Source organism: Nocardia sp. NPDC059154 (assembly GCF_042755705.1).
Classification (GTDB): domain Bacteria; phylum Actinomycetota; class Actinomycetes; order Mycobacteriales; family Mycobacteriaceae; genus Nocardia.
On sequence record NZ_JBHZCS010000014.1, the window covers coordinates 84,730 to 104,093 of the forward strand.

Here is a 19,364-nt window from a genome sequence, read left to right on the forward strand (position 1 = left end):
CCGCGGAGATCGCCGGATTGGGCTCGCGACGAGGTGATCCTGGCGTGCGATCTGGTCATGCAGAACAACTGGCGGCAGCTTGAGGACTCCGACGAGCGAGTGATCGAACTATCCGGTGTGCTGCAGCACCTCCCGATCCACCCCCACGACCTTCGCAGCGACACCTTCCGCAACCCGAACGGAGTCGCCCGCAAGACCGCGGACATCGCATCGCAGCATCCTGACTATCGCGGACGCCCGACCAACGGCGGTGTGACAGACCGGATGGTCCTCCAGAACTTCCTGGAGGATCCCGATCACATGCAGGCCGTTGCGACCGCCCTTCGGGCCGCCGTGCTGGCAGGCGAACTCAAGCAGCTGCCGGTTCCGCAGATCGACGAGGACACGGAAGAGGCGGCGGACGACGAGGCCGGCGGCGCTGAGGCGCGCGAAGGCCGTCTCCTGCGGCGCTGGCACTATGCGCGCGAACGTGACAGGCCACTCCGGAAGAAGAAGATCGCCGAATTCCTCGCGCGCCACGATCGCGTGTTCTGCGAGATCTGCCTGTTCGACTTCGAGAAGGTGTACGGCAGCCGAGGGGCGCAGTTCACCGAATGCCACCATGTCACGCCGCTTCATGTATCAGGCGACACGACGACCAAACTGGACGATCTGATCCTGTTGTGCGCCAACTGCCATCGGATGATCCACCGCGGATCACCATGGCTCACGCCCGATGACCTACGCGCGCTGATCGACGCGAACCGCGCCTGACCGGTCTCGTGCTCGACGATATGGACGCAAGGCGTCGAGCATGAACGTCGGCAGGTCGAATGGCGGTGCTTCGGGCGCAGATCGATTCCCGAACAGGGTGCAGGCAGGGGTTGACTTGAAGCAGGACAAGCACATCGGGAGATCAGCGACTCCCGTATCGACCGACAATGTGCCTGCGCAGAGCAGGCAGTACAGAGCGCCGGCGATCCGGCCCGTCGTCGAATCATCCCGCGATGCACGACATCTCACTCTGTCCAACCTGGACAGATTCTGGAAAGGAGGCTCTCCGCTCGTATTGCCGATCGAGGGGAGCCCTCCGTGCCAGCTCCGGCTGGATCAGAGCCTCGGACAGATCGCCCTCATCACCGAGTACCGGCCTCCGGCACCGGATTTAGCCAAGTTCAAGAACATCGACTTTCGTGTCGTTCGCGACGACGAGGGCGACCATGCTGCCGTCGTCGTCCAAGTTGACGACGACGTGCACGGGGCGTACGGGCTGCTAACAGCGATAGCCGATGACCTGCAAGTCAACAAGACACCGCTCGCCTCCGCTGTGCCCCAGGCCGTGACCAGGCACAAGGACCTGATTGCCGGTCGTAGCGGCCTGACCGTCGAGGTCGAGATCGGACTGTTCGGTGAGCTGCTCGCTCTCGAACACCTCATTCGCACGATCGGCGACGGTGCCGCGGTCGACGCTTGGCAAGGCCCGATGTCCGAGGAGCACGACTTCGTTTTCGATCACATCCATTGCGAGGTCAAGACCACTACCGGCGAGCGACGCCGACACCTCATCGGAAACCTTACGCAGCTCGTCCCCACCCGCGAGATTCCGCTCAGCGTCATCTCGATTCAGATCACCCGCGCCCCCTCGCCTGTAGGGCGGACTCTGCCAGCCCTGATATCGAACGTTCGAAGTCTTGCTGGCGGATACGCCGCCAGAATCGACCACCATCTCTACCAGCTCGGGTGGAGAGCCGACGAAGCCGATCTGTACCAGTCGTCGTGGACGCTCCGCAACGAGCCGCGGGCTTACCTGGTGGGGACGGACTTCCCCGCCATGACTTCCGCATTGATAGCGCCGGTCGTACCGAACTTCCAGCTCGTCTCGGATGTGACCTATCGAGTGGACCTGACCGACCTGCCGCCCAATTCCCTGCCCGCGCCGCTCAGCGGGTTCGTCGAATCGAAGGAGCGCTAGACCGCATGGGCCACCCAAACCAGAACTGGGCAAACGTGTTCGAGCAGCTGCTGAACATAATGTTAGGCAGCGGTCCCCGGCCACTCGTGCCGCTCCTGGCGAACCTCTCCGGAACGGAAGTAACCGCTGAAGTGGTCGCGTCGTTCATCCGGAATGCTGAGGTGAACGAGCCCGCCCTCGTTCGACTGCGACAAGCGTTCATCCATTGGGACAACATCGACGATGATGCGCTGTTGGGCACCGCAAGCGAGCGAACGGCCTCGCATTCGAGGGAGCGCAGGCAGTCCGTCTATGCCGCCTTGGACCTGGACGACGCCTTGGCGAGCGTCATCGAGGGCAAGATCCCCGTATATCCCAAACACTTCACGACCATCTCCAAACAGTGCGAACCGTGGTTTCATGCGGTCCGCCACATACGAAAGAGCGTCTACTGGGACGGGTACGAGCGGTATCTGCGCTCCACCAAGGAGTGGCCGGACAACGCCATCGCCGCGCTCGACCAAGCCACCACGGAAGTGATCGCGCATCTCAGCGACCCCACCAGTACGAGGGGCGAACAGACTAAGGGGCTCGTCGTCGGCTACGTCCAAAGCGGAAAGACGGCCCATTTCAACGGAGTCATAGCCAAGGCGATCGATGTGGGCTACCCGCTGATCATCGTCCTTACAGGTACGGTCGAGATCCTGCGCGCACAGACTCAACGGCGGATCGACATGGAGCTCATCGGGGTCGAGAACATCCTCGGTATCCGAAGTCCGGAGCCGCGGTATCCGCGCACCAGCATCGAATACAGCACCGACGACGACTGGAAGGGGGATCGGTTCCTTCGGCACGGCACTGCTCTTGAGGACGAGAACGTGTCGTACATCGATCGTGTGACCACCTACGTCAGCGACTACAAACTGCCCCTGACAGGATCGACGCAGTTCAAGTTCCACAAGGTCCACAAAAAGGAGCGGCTCAATCACCCCGGCAACCTGTTTCGCGCCGACGCCTACGTAGCGGTGATCAAGAAGAACCCTGCGCCGTTGAGCCAATTGATCGAAGGCATCAAACGGATACCGGGCGACCTGGCCGACCTCCCTATGTTGATCATCGACGACGAATCGGACCAAGCCTCCATCGATACGAACCCGGAGGAGGGCAAGCGGACAAGGATCAACGAGCTGATAACGGGCCTGCTCGAAATCTGCCCCCGCGCGCAGTACATCGGCTATACCGCAACGCCTTTCGCATCGGTGTTCATCGATCCGAACGACTCCCACGACATCTTCCCTTCTGACTTCGTGCTGTCGCTGGATCGCCCAGACGGTTACATGGGCCTTCAGGAATTCCACGACATCGACGAGGACGCAGACGGCCAGGAGCGGACCTTCGCCAACTCGAACAAGAAGGCGCACGTGCGATTGCCCAAAGAGGGCCAGTCTCTGGGCCGGCAGGACTTGCGTGAGGCACTCGACGCATGGGTCCTCAGCGGGGCGATAAAGCTGTTCAGAAAGTCAAAGGCCACAACCGACAAGGCACGGGCAGTGTTCCGCCACCACACGATGCTGGTACACGAATCGACGAGCACGGCTGTGCATTCCACCATCGCGAGGAACGTGCGCACCGCGTGGAACGCAAACGATTACGGCTCGGCGGACGCGTCTGCACGGCTGAGGGCTCTTTACGAGCGAGATCACCTGAGGGTGATGGAGGCTCGCGCGGCCGGGCACGTCGTGCCGGTCGACTTCGACGAACTCGAACCGTTCCTTCACACAGCGCTCATTCAAATACCTGGCAATCCCCTTCTGATCGTCAACTCGGACGACGCCGTCCAGAAGCAACAGAAGAAACTGAACTTCGCGACCGGCGAGGTGTGGCGAATCCTGGTCGGTGGAACGCAGCTCAGCCGCGGCTTCACTGTGGAAGGGCTCACGGTTTCCTACTTCCGACGCAGAACGAACCAAAGCGACACTCTCATGCAGGCGGGCCGGTGGTTCGGTTTTCGAAGCGGGTATCAGGATCTTGTCCGTCTCTACATCGATACTGAGGTGTACGAGGATTTCGAGGCACTGCTCATCGACGAGGAAGCCTTCCGCGAACGAATCCGCAACCTGGGCGGATTGGGCGAAGACGGCCTCCCGATCATCGAGCCAGAGCACATCCCGCTCCTGGTCGACCAGCACCGCCTTCGGTTGAAACCGACGAGTCGACCCAAGATGAGGAACGCGGTCATCTACTTCGAGGCTCCGCCCGGCGGATTCAAGGATTGCTACGGCCTGCCGGAACGGGGCGCTGATGCGAACAAGACCAACCTCTTCGACGTCGGCATCCCTCTGCTCGCGACCGCGACGCATGAAGTCCGCTTGCCCTATGCGAGTCCGGATCTCGGCACAGGACAGGTGACCGCCAAAGTCGGAACCATAGGTGCCGACGACTTTCTCCGACTCTTCGACACGTTCCAGTGGCACGACAATTACTACGATGAGATCGAGCGGCTGAATCGCTTTTTGCTGGATGCGACTACCCGTGGCCGGATCGCAGAGTGGGCGGTCGTGTGGCCGCAACCGGCGACCTTCGTAGAGAAGGTTGCCTTCGAGGAACTGGACCGACCGGCTCCGATCATCACTCGCTCACGACGCCCCAGGCGTATCGGCTTCACCGGCTCGGACGCAAAGCACCGAGCTGCGATAGCTCCGATTGCACGAGGCGAAGCAGGCATCGCCAGCCTCCCTGAGGCGGAGGGACGAGGCGTTGTGCTCACCTACCTGGTGGACGACCGCCCGGGTAAGCCCGGCGACAAAAGCGGCCGGCTGATCCACGATGACATCGTCCCATTGCTTTCGCTGACCATTCCGCGGTCGGCAAGGCCTCGCAAGGGCGGGGTCATCACTTGGGTAGGTCCCGCACGACGACCGCCCTCGACGGACATCGTCGGTCTTTGACTCCCAGGCGTCGTGCCGAGCCCGGTCGGTCGATGTCGAATCCTCGCGCGCCCAGCGCTAGGTGTGCCATCTCATGAGGTTGGTGCCGCTGGCACTGCCGCTGTGAGGTCAGCACTGCCTCTGATATGACCCTTTCTCTGGGACCGGGCAGAAGATTCGCAGGGACTCGTCCGGCATCGGCAACGATTGGACTGGGCCCCCGCCGGTGTCGTACCGGATGGTGGTCCGCCGGTCGATGTAGGTGATCAGCTCGCACGACATCTGGACAGTAACCATGCTGGTCGACAACGCTGGAACAGCCGCCGCATCGTTGAAAAACGCGCCGGCGACCTGGTCCGAGCCGAAGGTTCCACTGTCTCCATCCGGTCCACTGACATCGACCTTCACGACCAGCCGCACCTGTGTCGCGAGGCGGCCAGTGTTGTGGACCTCAACCTCGATCGGGAACACCGACTTCCCTCCAGTGCAGGGGCTCGCGTCGCCCCAGAGGTTCGGCCCGATGGTGATCTGTCCACCACCGACATCGAATTGGGCTCGAGCGATCCGTTCGGCCGCTCGGGAGGTGCGCCATGCTTCCCACCCGGCCACACAGGAGCCGATAGACGCGAACAGCCCGCACACCGCGATCGACACGGTCGCGGTTTTCCCCAGTGACGCTTCGTGGCGGTCTCGGGTGTCGGTTCTGGCGGATCGGGTTGCGGCACACCAGGTTGGGCCGTGACCTGTTCGGCCGGTGTCGGGTTGGGTGTGCGCCTTTGTCCGGCGAACCAGAAGCCGCCGCGTTCCACCATATGATCTTCCCCCGCGCTCGTTGAGTACCCGCCATTCTGCGAGCCTGCTCGGCGGCGCGACAATCACAAATCGATCAGCCGATGTATCGATCCTGTCGGACAGCAACGGCATCAACCGCAGGTGTTCGCCGATGAGATCGGTTGGTGCGCTGGATTACTGATCGTTTTGTGTTGGGCGAATCTGATCGAGCATTTGCTGGAACTCGGCATCGATGGCGAGAGCGGCTACAGCGTCGCGGGTGAACCGGCCGACCGCGTTCGGCCGGATCCGATTCAGAAGGACCGCGACTATAAGCGTCCCGCCGGGCCAACCCAACTCGGCACACGCTTGCGTCTCGGACAGGGTCGCGGTGGTGCCGAGCAGACGCGCCTGAATCACCGGATCTACAACGGATCTGGACAAGGCGTCGAGCTTGTGGAGCGCGAACAGTGCGTGATCCAAGTGCTCATCCGGCGGCGAGTAAGTGCCGACTATCTCGAGGTGCCCGAGCTCGTACAACACCCGAACATCGTCATCGGCTACCCCGATCATGAGCCGGGTCCCCAGCCGTGTCGCGCAGCGGTGAGCACCTAACGGTCGCTCCGTCCCGATCCGCTCAACGATCGCGGGAACAAGGCTGCGGATCTGCGCCAGCTGAGTGGTCGACCAGCCGCCCGCAACAGCCCGGGCAGGCAGCATATCCAGATGCTCGGCGTACTCGGCTTGCCAGTCCTGTAGCCCGACCGCGGCGGCCATCATGTCACGTTGTCTGTCTGTGCTCATGATTCTCCTTCCGTCGAAATCCCCTACGGCAGTGGCAGTATGACCCCGCTCGCCGACATCCGGCTGCGGCAATTGGTGCCTCACAACGCCGCTCAGGACAGTTGCGGACAGCCCCATATCCCGGCGGATCTGCCGCGATGCATGCGACGTCGAAATATGCATGATCACAACGCATCCTGATGAGCCAGACTCGGGCGACAGCGTCTCGCCGCGGTGGGGTATGGCTCGTCTGCGGATCCGTCCTCATCCTCATCTATTGTGACCCGGCCATTCGTAGGTGTGAGCGTCGCTGGCGAAAGGAACTCGGGCTGTGGGACCCTGCCGTCGAACGGTGCGCTTTGCTCGCGAGATGGGCGACACCGCCTAGGCTGTATGCCATGGCCGAGGACAAGCTCGAGCCGCTGCGAACCGAGCTCGCTGAGATATACAGCCAGATGGACAAGGTTCTGTCCGGCAATCCGACGCGGACACCACCGAGCTGGAACGGCACGCCCTCGAGCTGGAAGACCAGATCGGGGCGGTCCTCGACTACCTTCTCGAAGCCGAGGTGGACGAGCAGCTCCACCATCGTCGCGCTCCCGGGCAACCTCCGAAGCCCGACGAACAGCCTTTCTGACTCGCTCCGCATCGGGCGCGCCGTAGGAGGCTTTAGACCAATAGACTATGGAAAAAGGCTCCATGACGTGCAGGTACTTTGCTGGCCTGCACAGAGCCGACAGTGATTGATCTCATAATCCAATGGTCGTCACTGAGTTTCGAGGACGCCCGCGCGCACCGAACACCACCGCGATGCCACCGGCGCCGAGGTGGTGTGGCTGACCCGCTCGTGCAGCTGGGTGGAGAAACTGCCCGCGCTCGGGGTCAAGAGCTTCACCCCGACCGCCGGCGGGCACTACTTCGCCCACACCGGGCACCTACGGCATTCGCGGCGCGCGGTGCTCGGGGTCGAGCCGATCGCGATCCGCTCCTTCTTCGACGCCTGGATCGACGGCGAACTGGCGTGGGGATATCGAGATACCGAGAAGGCAGGGTGGGCCACCATGGTCGACTGGACGAAGTACACCAGGGAACAGGCCGACGACATCGCCGCCCTGCGCCGCGACCTCAAGACCGCCGACACCCGAGTCGCCAACCAAGCCAAGGCGATCCGCGTCCAGGGCAGCCAGATCAAGGCGCTCGAGGACGCCAACGCCCGCCACGAGCGCGACCTCGAGGCCCGCACAGCCGAACGCGACGCCGCTGCCGGGGAGCGCGACAGCCTCAGCGAATCCATCAGCAGCGCGACCCGCCGCATCACCGAGATCAGCGCCATGGAGAGACAGGCTGTTACTGACCTAGGCGATGCCCGACGGCAGTTGACCGAGCGAGAGAACCAGCTGCGCGAGGTTGCCGCGGCCTTCGCCGCACGCGGCCACTACCTCAAGATCCTGCTGTTCGTGGCGCTCGTCCTGGTCCTCGCCGCGGTCACCGGGTGGGTCTAGGCGTGTTTCAAAAGTGGGGTGAGGGCGGGTGTTGCTCGCCCTGAGGTGAGAGTGCGCAGTCCCGTTAGACCAGTTGCGCCTCTGATAGGGCAGCTGCCAACTACGAAACTTGAGGTTCCGAAATTCCCCGTGTGCTTTGCCGGTAGTGTTGGTCGTCGACAAAGCCCTACCTAACATACCCTGCTCTGCATGCCAGGAGGAAAGTTGCATTTGCATGAACTCCTTATACGGAACAACGGACCGATAAGGAATGTGCATCTAAACTTCACATTCAACGAATCCGGCAACCCGATTCCCCATGTAATCGTCGGGCGCAACGGTACCGGGAAGACCAACCTCCTGTCATTAATTGCAGATGCGCTTATGGAAGGTGCCGAAGCTGGCTATCAAGATATCTTGACCGGATCAAGTCGGTCGCGTAAATATTTCCGAGTCTTGGGCGGCAAGACCATAAGCTATGAAGAGTCGGGCAGTTATTCGGTATTTCGATTCGACCACGAAGGCACTTCGTACTTCCATCACGAAGCGACCGATCAAGTCAATCCGAGTATGATCATTAAGGAACTTCCCGAAACCCTTGCCGGGGCAGCAACCTGGACATTGGGAACAAGCAGTAAGCGATTCGATCTTAGGGAGCAAGAGGCGCTTGAAATCTTCGGAACCGGAGTTTACGCATTCTTTCCCTCCAGTAGATCAGAGCATCCTTTCTGGTTCAATCGCGGCGCGCTGCCGGAGGATTCTTTCGCAGATAAGGATAAATACAGTTCGATTCTCGACCGACCGCTTTTCGTGGAACGCGGAGTCGACGCGTTCGTACAATGGCTGCTTGCAGCTATCACCGAATCCAGGCTACCGGTAATCGTATCTGAGTTTACGACAGACGAACAATCGCAGGTGAATGTGGTTCTGGACGCCGCGCAGTATAGTGCGACGCAGGAAGCATTGTACTGGGCCAATAAGATAATACAAATAATTCTGGATGACCCTTCGGCGAAATTCTATTGGGCGGGAAGGAAGAACCCGAGAAAGGTAGGGGTTGAATCAGAGGGGAAGGCTCTGGTCACAAGCCTCGATGGCCTGTCCGGAGGGCAATCAACGCTATTGGCCATCTTCGGAACCATCTTGCGATATGGTGACGCGGCCAACAATATGCGAGGGATCGTCGTAATCGACGAGCTTGATGCTCACATGCATATTGACCTACAAATGAAGGCCCTGCCCGAACTGATCCGGTTATTCCCCGACGTGCAGTTCATTCTATCGAGCCACTCTCCGTTATTCGCTCTCGGGATGGAGAAAGCCTTCTCTCCTGCCGGCGTTAGGCTAATCGAAATGCCGTCGGGTCGCGCTATGCATGCCGAGGGGTATCAAGAATTCGAGCTAGCCCTGGTCGCTCTTCGCGAAACGCAAGCATTTGCAGATGCGGTCAAAGACCGTGTGATGGCCAACGAGAGACCCGCGATTCTGCTTGCCGGAGAGACTGATCTGATCTACTTCCGTACAGCTGCACAGGTACTGGGATACGATCATCTAGCGGACCTCTTCTCGTGGATCGGTGATTCCAATGGAGGAAAGGGAGGAAGAAACACCGGCGATAATGCGCTCAATTCTGCTATAAACTTCCTCAAAGCGAATCCAGAGATTGTCGCGAAGAAGATCGTCGCAGTTTATGACTGCGATGCAAATAAGAATGATGAGCAGGTAGGAAACCTGCATATAATCGCCTTGCCTAAATCGAATGATCGCAACGTGAAGAAAGGGATTGAGAATATGTTGCCCGACTCGGTCTTCGCGGATGAATTCTACAAAGAGATCAAAGTTGGTGGCGATTACGGTAGAGAGACGACGCGCTATGAGCTCAGGAAGATGCAGCTCTGCAACAGTCTATGCGGAGACGGGGCAGACGCTAATACGTTCGCTGATTTCGAGCCGATCTTGGCCCGCATAGGCCGCATCTTGTCCGGAGACGACGGTAACAACTCGCACGCCGAAAGCGACGGTAACAACTCGCACGCCGAAAGCCAGGAAAGAAGCGCGTAGCGTGTCGAGGATAAAGGCAGCTGCTCCGTCGAGCAGTCTGTCATGAGTCAAAGTCGACACCGGATGGAAGCAACAGCCAGTACGTCCGAGTGCAGGTTTGCGCTACGATCCGCGCTCGGCGTTCCGGGTACCTTACGCCGGAGTAGTCGCGTTGTAAGGACCGGCGATGTCCGCAGGGCGAGCCGAAGCGCTGCTGCGAGCACCGCGCGCGTGTTTACGCCCGCTGCAACGAAATGAAAGCGCTCGGCGTCCGTCGCGAGGAGGGAGCGATCTGCTGGGACTGCTACCGCACCGAACTGCCGCCCGCGAGTTGCCCACCTCCGAAGACGAGGCTTCGGTAAGCTTGTCTTTCTTCAGCGTGATGGCTGGGCCTGCTCTCTTGACTTTCATCGAACGTCCCGATTAGTGCGGAGGGCACTATGACCGAGGTAGCACGGAAGTACGCCGAGTTGGTGCGGAAAACGACTGGCTGGTTTGGAGCGTATCCGCCGTGGATTTCGCTCGCCGTTGGCGACTATATCCAGGTTGGTCGTGGGGGATATATGCACGCCTGGCTGGGTAGCACCCGGGCGTGGCCTGGATGGGGCGACGGTCTGCCCGTGAAGACCGCGAAAGCCGACGGCCACCCAACGTATTTCGCCGCGTCAAGCTGCATGGCAAGCGCGAACGCGGGCGCGGGGATGACCGGGCCTGGTGGGGTGAGTGTCTCTGCATCGATTGATGTGTCGTTTACTCAGGCCGGAGGCTTCGTCCTTGACTTCCTCGGAGCGCGGCATCACCGGTATCAGGAGGTCGAGATTGCAAGACGGTGGATCACATCAGCCGCCGACGATGGGTGGTGGGATCGCTCTTGGGCACTGGTCACTGAGGTAATCGATGCCAGCTCTGCGACCATCCTCATCTCGTCGAAGAATTCATCGAGTCTTCAGCTCAACTCTTCCGTGAAATTGCCCTTCGACATGGCGGGTATCAGGCTCGCAGACCCGCAACTGAAACTCGGTATCTCGGGCTGGAAGGGTGACGGTTTCGTGTGCTTATGCAAGGCAGCGACTCCATTGTTTAAATGCGCTCTGGTGAAACGTGATTGGAAGGGGACGATCAGCGGTCAGTTGCAGGCAGATTCCGACTATGAGCCCGACGCGGTAACCGACGACATCTTCTATAATGTGTGAATTAGCCGCCGGGCAGGTCGTAGTTCTGCGACCAGATGATCGGTGGCCAACCACACAAATCGCCTACCAGGCGATCGAAATGGTTTCGGGGCGATTCGGGGCTCGCTCTGTGAGACAGCTCGACCTCAACCAAGTGCCACCCGAAGTGTGGCCGGATGGCACCGAGTCCGTCCCGTCGCCGTACTCAAGCGGCCAATCACGAGTGCTGCTGCCCTTCGTGGTGGAACTCCATGATGTGCCGATCGGGACCGAGTTGCTTTATGCCGACGAACTGCGCCAGACCTTCTATGACTTGATACTCGATCAACCGGGTCGCAGGCTGACTGAGATCGCTACCTCGCCGTTCCGGCTGGCCGCTTCACCGAATTGGCGGTACGACGCCACCGGGGTACCCGAGAAGGTACCCAACCCTTTTACGATCAGCAGCAACAATGCCGCATATCTCGTCCACCTGGGCCTGGTGAACCAAAAACCCAATGACGGCGCCGGAATCAATATCGCGGTTCTTGACAATGGTTTCGACGCAACCTTCTGGCAAGGAGCACCCACGCCGGTGCCCGTCGGAAAAGGCCTCGATCTCATACCCGGCGACGCATCGACGCAAGGCCACGGAACGCTCGTCACAGCGCTCATCGCGTCCGCCGTACCTGCCGCGAACATTCAGCCGATTCGCATGGCGGGTGATGACAGTACTGAATGGGATATACTCCACGCGCTTACGCGGGCAGTGCTTTCTGGTGCGAATGTCATCACGTTGGCGTATCGCCAGAGCCTTGGCACCAACACGGCATGCGTCACCTGTGGAATGACGCGCGCCGCGGCACGATCGGAAGTGTTCGCGGCACTTCTCAAATGGGCCGCCGAGGGTCGCCGCGCGATCCTCGTTGCGGCCGGTAACGGTGGCAAGCCAAGCATCGCGCCACCGGCACGGTATTCAGGTGCTGTTCCTGTCACTGCCCTGGACGTCCGATGCAAAACACTCGCGAACCTGTCGAACTGGGACGCCACCGGCAGTCTCGACGTCATCGCGGCACCCGGTGAGGACGTCGCAGCGTCCAAGTCTGGCGGCAGCTACTGCGGCACATCGTTCGCGACTGCCTACGCCGCCGCCCTCTATGCGACAGCTATGACGCGCTTCTCGACCGTAGATGCTCACCGAGTAAGCAGTGCGCTCGCCACTCACGGAACAATCTCGAGAGCCAACGTGGTGAAACTCCCGTGATCTCGAAAGCGTCGTTCGTCGCCAGGCAGCCCAGCGGCGGTGTAGATCAGTGGTCGGTCGCTGCGCCAGAGTAGCGGTAAAGATTCGAAACTATGTTCGAATCATGGTCTGTCGAGTTCGATCCACCGCTCCCGGCGCGTGGTCGATCCACCGCAGGCGGTCACAGTCGAGCTGGCCTTGGCCATCCCAAGCCCATCCTTCCAGTGCCAGCGCTATCGAGCTTCCGATGCGCGTCCGCGCCGGCGGGTTGGACCTTGGTGGCACCATCCCGGGGTTGCTGCACGTTTGGGCGCGGACCCGGGAGGGCGCATGACTTGGGCTCGTCTCATTCGTGGTTGTGACAGGCAACCGGCGCGGGGCGCTGGAGGCGTGTCAGTGGTATTCACAGCGCGCTCCGAAACTGCGCACGGTCAGCGAGGAGTAGGCAGGCGATCACTCGGGGGGGGTGCGGGTGTTGTCCCATTGAGGCTTTGCGCATCTCAATTTCGCTCCGCTATTGGGCTTGTAGAGTCGTGGGGCAAGCCTGTAACTCCGTGGGGCTGAACGTGGGGCAGACACCTGTCCTGGCACGGGTTTCTATGTCTGTTTGAGTCCCAGCGCATTGCATCGTATGACGTTGTAGTGCGGGGATATCCGTCGGGGTAAATGTTGGTCGGCCGGTGGGTGCAGTTGCACAGGCCGAACTGGTTTTACACACCAGCGGTCGGGGGTTCGATCCCCTCTGCGCCCACCTTCGAAAGCCTCTCAGGCGATCGCTGTTCCTTGCATCGTCGCTGAGAACCCTTGCCCTGCAACAGGTTGTTCCCTTCGGGGCGCAGGACTTGTCCCCGCGGAGCGCCGCGTTGTGGGCCGATGGCCGCTGGAATCAATTAGATCTGCTGCATTGCGAATTTCTTTCCACATAAGCCCCTGGATACATCTGCCGATTCTGATACCTCAAATCATCGACTATCGATACCAGACGCCGGAATTCCAATCGCCGTAGTCCCAGACGTTGAAATCGTAGCGATCATGCGCGCCCGCGAACACGTAGCCCAACCAACCAGCCGATGTGTCACAGATTTCGTCGTCGTGGTTGCAGACGGTGAGCACCGGGATGTTGCCGAACCAATCGTCGACACCCGCCAGCGGATAACCGATGAGCCAATTCCCGGGAGTCGAGGACAGTCCACCCGAACCGGGTCCCGGAGCGCGTTTGGGATCCGATAGCAGGATGGCGTTCGCATTGCCGACATCTTGGTGGGCGGTGACCCAGGCGTGGAGTATGCCCGCACCTTCACTGTGCCCGATCAAACGGATGTGATCGCGCGGACATTCTGTGCGGTGTGACCAGAAGAGCCGGTCGATTTCGTTCAAGGCCGACACCGGAAGGGCGGCGTTGTACCCGACGGACTGATCGACGTACGGAGCGAACACCGACGGGTCGCCTGAGCCGCCGACTCCGATGGCCCAGTCGCCGGGGCAGCCGGCGGCCCGGGCCGTCGGGCTTATCGCGTAGGTGATGGAAAAGAGGATGGCCAACAGTAATGCGGCGAAGAGCGCCGTTGCTCTACGCATGATCGTACTTTCTTCTTTGTTCTTACTTCCGGGTGCGGCCCGGCCCGAGCAGGATGTAACCAGAAACTACTGGCGTTCTCGTCTGCTGGCGAAACGAATTACCTGCGCCCGGTTCACCTGGGCTGTAGCGAAACATCGGAGGCCATGTTTCTTTCACCTCGATGCGAGTAGTTTCCGGTCGCCGCGTGACCAGTACGGCGCGTCCGCTTTCAGCTTACGCGAAATCGGGTTTCAACCGACTGGGTATTTGTCGAGCACCTGCACCCAGTGGTCGGCGAAATGTTTGCGCTCGATAGCTACGAGGGCGATCCCGATCTCGACGGCGGGATCGGAGCCGAATTCTGTTGGGGTGTCTCTTGAACACGCATGTCTGCCAAGGTTTTTCGTGGGGCAATCTGCGGTCGGATACCGCTGCATGGGGCAGTCAGCGGGTCCAGCGGAGGACGTCGAGGGCTGCGCCGACGGCAATGGTGTTGGTTCCGAGGGGACGCGGTAGGAGTTCGCCGGCTCGGGCCAGGCGGCGGACCACGGTGCTGCGGTGGGTGTACAGGCGGTCTGCGGTGCGGGCGATGCTGCACTGTTCTTCGATGTAGGTGGTGAGCGCTTCCACTATCTCGGGGTCGGCGCCGGCCAGGTCGCCCAGTGTGTCCGTGATGAATTCGTCGGCGCGGATGGGGTCGTTGGTGAGGACGGCGACCAGCTGGATGTCTTGGTGTCGGGCGACTCTCCGGTGTGAGGTGAGGCGGGCGAGCATGCGCTGGGTTTCGAGGGCGTCGAGGTGGCTGCGGCGGAACCCGTCTAGGTCGGTGCCCGGCCGGCCGATGGCGATGCGGATGTCCGGTGCGACATCGAGTCCTTCGATGATCGGGGCCAGTTCGGGTGCGGTGTCGACGGGCAGCCACAGCCACAAGGCCGCGGCGCCGGCCACGATCGTGAGCCGGTGCCCAGCACCACTGATCCGCACGAGCAGTTCCGCGGCGGCCTCGAGCTGGTCGCTGACCGTGGAGGACGTGGCCCACAGGGTGGCGGCGGTGTGCGGTCCGGTCAGCCGGTAGCCCAGCTGGGCTTCCGCCTGGGCGATACGGATCGGCGCGCCTTCGAGCAGCAGTGACACGGTGGCACGGCGTTCGGCGTGGGTGCCCCGGGTGAGGTCGGCTTTCTCGGCTTTCAGCTGGTCGGTGACGGCGGCGATGGTGTCCTCGATGAAGGTCGAGATCGACAGTGAGGCGAGCTCCAACAGTTCACGCAGCTGCCGGGGATCGTTGGTGAGCGCGAAACACACCTCCATGCAGCGGTTCCATATGACGCTGTAGGTGGTGCGGTAGGCCTCGAGTGAGGCCTCGTCCAGTCCACGTCGCGCCAGATCCCTTGCTGTCGAGAGTGCTTCGGGTCCGAGGTTCGGCGGGACCCTGCGGCCGGGATGCTGCGTATTGCACCAGGCCCAGTGCGCGACGTTCGCGACGTTGGCGCGCCGCACGGCGTCGGCGAGCGCGGGGTCGTCCGCGATTCGCTGCATACGCTCGCCCGCCAAGGAGGCCTCGTGCAGGTCCTCGAGCCACTCCGCGGGCTGATTCAGCGCGATCTCCGCCGCCTGCCGGATGAGGGCGACGGTTTCCGGACCGGGCTCGGGCCATCTCGCACCGCGTGCGTCATTTTGAACCACAATCCCAATATCGTGCGTCACTATGCTGTGGCGCAACTCTCCGGCGGTATTCGATCCTGGAATCCAGTCTCCGCACCGTCGCGTGGCATGCGGAGCCGGAACAAGGAGCCGCTATGACACCCCCTCAGACCTCCGGGACGTCGTCCGCTGAACACGTCGATGTCGTGATCGTCGGCGCCGGAATCTCCGGCATCGGTGCGGGCCGCTACTTGCGAACCATGTTGCCGCACAAGAGCTTCGCCATCCTGGAGGCCCGCGGCAGCCTGGGCGGCACCTGGGATCTGTTCCGGTACCCGGGTATTCGATCGGACTCGGACCTGCACACCTTCGGCTACGAGTTCAAGCCGTGGCGCGACGAGCAGTCGATCGCCGATGGCGAACGTATCCTGTCCTACCTGCGCGAGACCGCCACCGAGAACGGCCTCGACGACGCAATCCGCTACCACCACAAGGTGATCGCGGGTTCCTGGTCGTCGGCGGAGGCGCGCTGGACGCTGCAGGTGGAGCGCACCGACACCGGCGAACTGGTGGAGCTGACCGCCGACTGGATCTTCTCCGCCGCCGGCTACTACCGCTACGACGAGGGATTCACCCCCGAGTTCACCGGCCGTGACCGGTTCCGGGGCACGGTCGTGCACCCCCAGCACTGGCCCGAGGACCTGGACTACGCCGGCAAGCGCGTCGTCGTCATCGGCAGCGGCGCGACCGCGGTGACCCTGATTCCCGCGATGGCGGATTCCGCTGCGCACGTGACGATGCTGCAACGCACCCCCACCTATATCCTGCCGGTGCCGAAGAAGGACCCGATCGCGAACGCGATGAAGCGGCTGCTCGGCGACGAACGCGGCTACGCCTGGACCCGCCGCAAGAACATCGCCCAGCAGAAGCTCATCTGGAGTCTCTCGCAGAAGTACCCGCACCAGGTGCGCCGATTCATCCGGTGGGCCAATGCCAAACAGCTGCCGGAGGGCTATCCGGTCGACGAGCATTTCAATCCGCCGTACAACCCGTGGGAACAGCGCCTGTGCACCGTCCCCGACGGTGACCTGTTCGCCGCCATCCGCGATGGCAAGGCCTCGGTGGTCACCGACCGCATCGACACCTTCACCGAGACCGGTATCCGGCTGGCTTCGGGCCGGGAACTCGACGCCGACATCATCGTCACGGCCACGGGCCTGAACGTGCAGGCGTTCGGCGGTATCCCGGTGACCGTGGACGGCCGCTCGATCGAGCTGCCGAACACCATGGCGTACAAGGGTTTGATGCTGTCGGGAGTGCCGAATCTGGCCTACGCCATCGGCTACACCAACTCGTCGTGGACATTGAAGATCGGCCTGCTGTGTGAGCACTTCTGCCGCCTGCTGGCCCACATGGACGAGCACGGCTACCGGATCGCGCGCGCCGAGGTCGCGGACAAGACCATGCCGACCCGGCCATTCCTCGATTTCGCCGCGGGCTACATCCAGCGCGTGGTCGACCAGCTGCCCACCCAGGGCGATCGGATGCCGTGGCGGACGTCGATGAACTACCAGGAGGACGTGCACATCCTGCGAAAAGGCAGCATCCTCGATCCCGAGCTGCACTTCGAAACCCCGGCCGTAAGCCGTCCAGCTCAGCTCGCTGTGTCGGTGCTCGCATGAGCGCGGGGTCGTCCGCAGGTGACATCTGGCGCAGCCGACGCTGACTGCCTACTGCGCCAGCAAGTTCGGCGTCCGCGGCTTCACCGAGGCCCTGCGCACCGAAGTCCTCGCCGCCCGCCATCCGGTCAAGGTGACCACGGTTCACCCCGGCGGCGTGAAGACCGGCATCGCTTCCGGGAACCTCGCCGACGCGTCGGCCCGCGGCGTCGATCTCACTGCCTCCCAACGTAAGCGGGTGGACTTCTACAACCGGAGACTGCTGCGGATGCAGCCTTCCGATGCCGCGAACATCATCCTCGACGGCGTCGCCGCCGGCTCGCCGCGCATCCGCGTGGGCCGCGACGCAAAGGTGCTCGACTACGCAGTCCGGCTCTTCCCGGAGCTCTACCCGAGGGTCGTGGCCGGCCTCGACCGTCGGATCACCGAAGCACGCACCGCCTCGAAGGTTCGGGCGTTCACCGTGCGTGGCCGCCGCAGAAGCGCATTCCTCGTTTCCGGCACCGAAGTGCTGTACCTGCCCAGCGCGTTCCCGGCCCTCGACAACGTCACCGTGTATAACGGCTGGTTCCCTGCACTGAGCCGACTGATCTCGATCCAAACCGCGATTGCCGCTGCCACCGTGCGGATTCCGGGCGGTCGTGCCCTGGTCGATCTGCTGAGCCGGCCGATGGTCGGCCCGGCCGGTGGCCCCGACACCGCCGAACGCGCCCGCACCCTCACCCACGTGGTCGCCGTCGCCTCCGACGAGACGGGCGCCCTGGCCGAGGTCCACCTCGAGGGCCCCAGCATCTACACCCTCACCGGCGAGCTCATCGCCTGGGGCGCAGCGCAACTCCTCACCGGCCCACGGCTGACCACGGGTGTCGTCGGCCCCATCGAAGCCTTCGGCCGGGAGGCCCTGCTCCAGGGCTGCGCCGAGATCGGCCTCATCGCGATCTGACCACCATCCCACCGAGAGACAATTGCTTCTCCATGAACAGCGGCGAACAGCAGTTGATCGACTTCGCCCTCACCTGGCAGCCTTTCGGCGGCCCGCCCAGCGAGGAAGTCCTCACCATCTTCGGCATCAGCGTCCCGATGTTCCGCCACCGCGTCCGCCGCATCCTCATCACCCAGGGCCCGGTGGGCACCGAACCGTTCCGTCGTCATGCCCGGTCCGCCCTGGCCTCCTACCTGACCCTGCGAGAACGAGCCCAACCACGCCCGCCCCGGACGAGGGTCGGCTGGGCCGGTTAGGACAGGCCCGCCTCACTCGGATTGCTGTCCTGAAATTCGTTCTGCGCCAACAGATCAGAGGAATGATCAAGGAGGTGCGCAAAGCGCCGCGCTGATTCGCGGCGAGGGTGGCGTCCGTCAGTAGTCGAGGGCGTGTTCTGGTTGGCAGACGTCCAATGGGGACGGGAGGTAGCGGACTATGGCGTCCAGGAGTGGGGTGAGGGCGTCGGAGTTGCAGAGAATGGGGATTGTGTCGCCTATGCGGGTTGCGTGGCGGATTCGGTGATGTAGCTGGTCGCGGGGGAGTTCTGGCTGGGTGACGGGGGTAGCAGAACTGGCGCGTTGGGCTGTCACCGTTGTCGCGAGATTGCGGTGCCAGGGTTCGGCGAGCTTCCAGTGGTTGCCATAGATTTCGGCGGCCAGGGGTTCGAGGGACCAGAGGGCGATCAGGTCGATGAGGCCCTCGAGGTCGGGGCCGGGGGTGATGGGGATCTGGAGCGGGAGGGGGGCTGCGCCGCGGGTGTCGGCGATGGTGCGGACGCAGCGGTCGAAGTCGGCGTCGGGGTGGTCGAGGCCGGTGATGAGGCAGAGGCGGGCGACCTGGTGGTCGTCGGCTACGCGGAGCATGGTTTCGAGGCGGGGGGCGAGGCTTGTGGCGGCGTCGACCACTGCGATCACGCCGTCGGCTACGCGGATGGAGCGCTGCAGGGCTGCGATGGGGGCTTGGGTCGATAGTTCGGCGAGGCGGATGGTGTGCTCGACGCCGTCTGTTGCCCAGTGGAGTGTGGTCGCGGGGCTGGAGGTGGGGTTGCCGGAACCGCGGTGCAGGTGGTGGGCCACTCGGGCCGTGTCGGCGGGGTCGCCGAGGAGGGTGACGTTGCGGATCGACTGCGGGTCAATGGCTTTGGTGCCCATCGCGTTGTGGTACTCCAGATCGACTCG

16 protein-coding genes and 1 tRNA gene are annotated in these 19,364 nt (G+C 62.4%); 12 read left to right on the forward strand and 5 right to left on the reverse strand.

What is annotated here, in order from left to right; translation table 11 throughout:
• The first annotated feature begins 57 nt into the window (after positions 1-57).
• The 3 genes from ACFXN1_RS14940 to ACFXN1_RS14950 are packed head-to-tail and all read left to right on the forward strand — an operon-like array spanning position 58 to position 4,878.
• Complete coding sequence (locus tag ACFXN1_RS14940; RefSeq protein ID WP_379439715.1) at positions 58-753, forward strand: HNH endonuclease; 696 nt, start codon at positions 58-60, stop codon at positions 751-753.
• Positions 754-793: 40 nt separating this feature from the next.
• A complete protein-coding gene (locus ACFXN1_RS14945) occupies positions 794-1,951 on the forward strand; it encodes a PD-(D/E)XK motif protein (protein ID WP_379439714.1) in 1,158 nt (385 codons plus the stop codon).
• A gap of 5 nt (positions 1,952-1,956) precedes the next feature.
• On the forward strand, positions 1,957-4,878 hold the full coding sequence (locus ACFXN1_RS14950; RefSeq protein WP_379439712.1) for a Z1 domain-containing protein: 2,922 nt from the start codon (positions 1,957-1,959) through the stop codon (positions 4,876-4,878).
• A gap of 108 nt (positions 4,879-4,986) precedes the next feature.
• Here ACFXN1_RS14950 and ACFXN1_RS14955 read toward each other — a convergent pair whose 3' ends face one another.
• On the reverse strand, positions 4,987-5,511 hold the full coding sequence (locus tag ACFXN1_RS14955) for a hypothetical protein (protein ID WP_379439711.1): 525 nt from the start codon (positions 5,509-5,511) through the stop codon (positions 4,987-4,989).
• A 312-nt stretch (positions 5,512-5,823) separates the two neighbouring features.
• Positions 5,824-6,600 carry a hypothetical protein gene (locus ACFXN1_RS14960; protein WP_379439709.1) on the reverse strand — a complete coding sequence of 259 codons (777 nt, stop codon included), beginning with the start codon at positions 6,598-6,600 and terminating at the stop codon, positions 5,824-5,826.
• A 209-nt stretch (positions 6,601-6,809) separates the two neighbouring features.
• On the opposite strand from ACFXN1_RS14960, the gene ACFXN1_RS14965 reads away from it, so the two are divergent.
• The 6 genes from ACFXN1_RS14965 (at position 6,810) to ACFXN1_RS14990 (ending at position 13,077) form a co-directional block, all read left to right on the forward strand.
• Positions 6,810-7,154 (forward strand): hypothetical protein, encoded by a 345-nt coding sequence (locus ACFXN1_RS14965; RefSeq protein ID WP_379439708.1) that lies wholly within the window; start codon positions 6,810-6,812, stop codon positions 7,152-7,154.
• 84 nt (positions 7,155-7,238) lie between these two features.
• Positions 7,239-7,913, forward strand: a complete 675-nt coding sequence (locus tag ACFXN1_RS14970; protein WP_379439706.1) for a hypothetical protein — start codon at positions 7,239-7,241, stop codon at positions 7,911-7,913.
• A 189-nt stretch (positions 7,914-8,102) separates the two neighbouring features.
• Complete coding sequence (locus ACFXN1_RS14975) at positions 8,103-9,953, forward strand: AAA family ATPase (protein WP_379439705.1); 1,851 nt, start codon at positions 8,103-8,105, stop codon at positions 9,951-9,953.
• Positions 9,954-10,372: 419 nt separating this feature from the next.
• Complete coding sequence (locus ACFXN1_RS14980; protein WP_379439703.1) at positions 10,373-11,125, forward strand: hypothetical protein; 753 nt, start codon at positions 10,373-10,375, stop codon at positions 11,123-11,125.
• A gap of 109 nt (positions 11,126-11,234) precedes the next feature.
• Positions 11,235-12,347: a S8 family serine peptidase gene (locus ACFXN1_RS14985; RefSeq protein WP_379439701.1), complete on the forward strand. Its 1,113-nt coding sequence runs from the start codon at positions 11,235-11,237 to the stop codon at positions 12,345-12,347.
• A 661-nt stretch (positions 12,348-13,008) separates the two neighbouring features.
• Positions 13,009-13,077 (forward strand) — tRNA-OTHER (locus ACFXN1_RS14990).
• 218 nt (positions 13,078-13,295) lie between these two features.
• On the opposite strand, the gene ACFXN1_RS14995 is transcribed toward ACFXN1_RS14990, so the two are convergent.
• A complete protein-coding gene (locus ACFXN1_RS14995) occupies positions 13,296-13,904 on the reverse strand; it encodes a hypothetical protein (protein WP_379439700.1) in 609 nt (202 codons plus the stop codon).
• Positions 13,905-14,328: 424 nt separating this feature from the next.
• Positions 14,329-15,567: a PucR family transcriptional regulator gene (locus ACFXN1_RS15000; RefSeq protein ID WP_379439699.1), complete on the reverse strand. Its 1,239-nt coding sequence runs from the start codon at positions 15,565-15,567 to the stop codon at positions 14,329-14,331.
• 113 nt (positions 15,568-15,680) lie between these two features.
• On the opposite strand from ACFXN1_RS15000, the gene ACFXN1_RS15005 reads away from it, so the two are divergent.
• The 3 genes from ACFXN1_RS15005 to ACFXN1_RS15015 are packed head-to-tail and all read left to right on the forward strand — an operon-like array spanning position 15,681 to position 18,443.
• Positions 15,681-17,207, forward strand: a complete 1,527-nt coding sequence (locus ACFXN1_RS15005) for a flavin-containing monooxygenase (RefSeq protein WP_379439698.1) — start codon at positions 15,681-15,683, stop codon at positions 17,205-17,207.
• 40 nt (positions 17,208-17,247) lie between these two features.
• Complete coding sequence (locus tag ACFXN1_RS15010; protein ID WP_379463601.1) at positions 17,248-18,147, forward strand: SDR family NAD(P)-dependent oxidoreductase; 900 nt, start codon at positions 17,248-17,250, stop codon at positions 18,145-18,147.
• Between the two features lie 32 nt (positions 18,148-18,179).
• Positions 18,180-18,443: a hypothetical protein gene (locus ACFXN1_RS15015; protein WP_379439697.1), complete on the forward strand. Its 264-nt coding sequence runs from the start codon at positions 18,180-18,182 to the stop codon at positions 18,441-18,443.
• 117 nt (positions 18,444-18,560) lie between these two features.
• Here the strand turns inward: ACFXN1_RS15015 and ACFXN1_RS15020 are convergent, their stop codons facing one another.
• Positions 18,561-19,337 (reverse strand): GTP-binding protein, encoded by a 777-nt coding sequence (locus tag ACFXN1_RS15020; RefSeq protein WP_379439696.1) that lies wholly within the window; start codon positions 19,335-19,337, stop codon positions 18,561-18,563.
• Positions 19,338-19,364: the final 27 nt, after the last annotated feature.

What these genes read in the sequence shown, in the direction of transcription:
- ACFXN1_RS15015 (WP_379439697.1), top strand. Translation starts at nt 18,180, where the DNA reads ATGAACAGCGGCGAACAGCAGTTGATCGACTTCGCCCTCACCTGGCAG.
- ACFXN1_RS14945 (WP_379439714.1), top strand. Translation starts at nt 794, where the DNA reads ATGAACGTCGGCAGGTCGAATGGCGGTGCTTCGGGCGCAGATCGATTC.
- ACFXN1_RS14980 (WP_379439703.1), top strand. Translation starts at nt 10,373, where the DNA reads ATGACCGAGGTAGCACGGAAGTACGCCGAGTTGGTGCGGAAAACGACT.
- ACFXN1_RS15020 (WP_379439696.1), bottom strand. Translation starts at nt 19,337, where the DNA reads ATGGGCACCAAAGCCATTGACCCGCAGTCGATCCGCAACGTCACCCTC.
- ACFXN1_RS14975 (WP_379439705.1), top strand. Translation starts at nt 8,103, where the DNA reads ATGCCAGGAGGAAAGTTGCATTTGCATGAACTCCTTATACGGAACAAC.
- ACFXN1_RS14950 (WP_379439712.1), top strand. Translation starts at nt 1,957, where the DNA reads ATGGGCCACCCAAACCAGAACTGGGCAAACGTGTTCGAGCAGCTGCTG.
- ACFXN1_RS15005 (WP_379439698.1), top strand. Translation starts at nt 15,681, where the DNA reads ATGACACCCCCTCAGACCTCCGGGACGTCGTCCGCTGAACACGTCGAT.
- ACFXN1_RS14995 (WP_379439700.1), bottom strand. Translation starts at nt 13,904, where the DNA reads ATGCGTAGAGCAACGGCGCTCTTCGCCGCATTACTGTTGGCCATCCTC.
- ACFXN1_RS14940 (WP_379439715.1), top strand. Translation starts at nt 58, where the DNA reads ATGCAGAACAACTGGCGGCAGCTTGAGGACTCCGACGAGCGAGTGATC.
- ACFXN1_RS14965 (WP_379439708.1), top strand. Translation starts at nt 6,810, where the DNA reads ATGGCCGAGGACAAGCTCGAGCCGCTGCGAACCGAGCTCGCTGAGATA.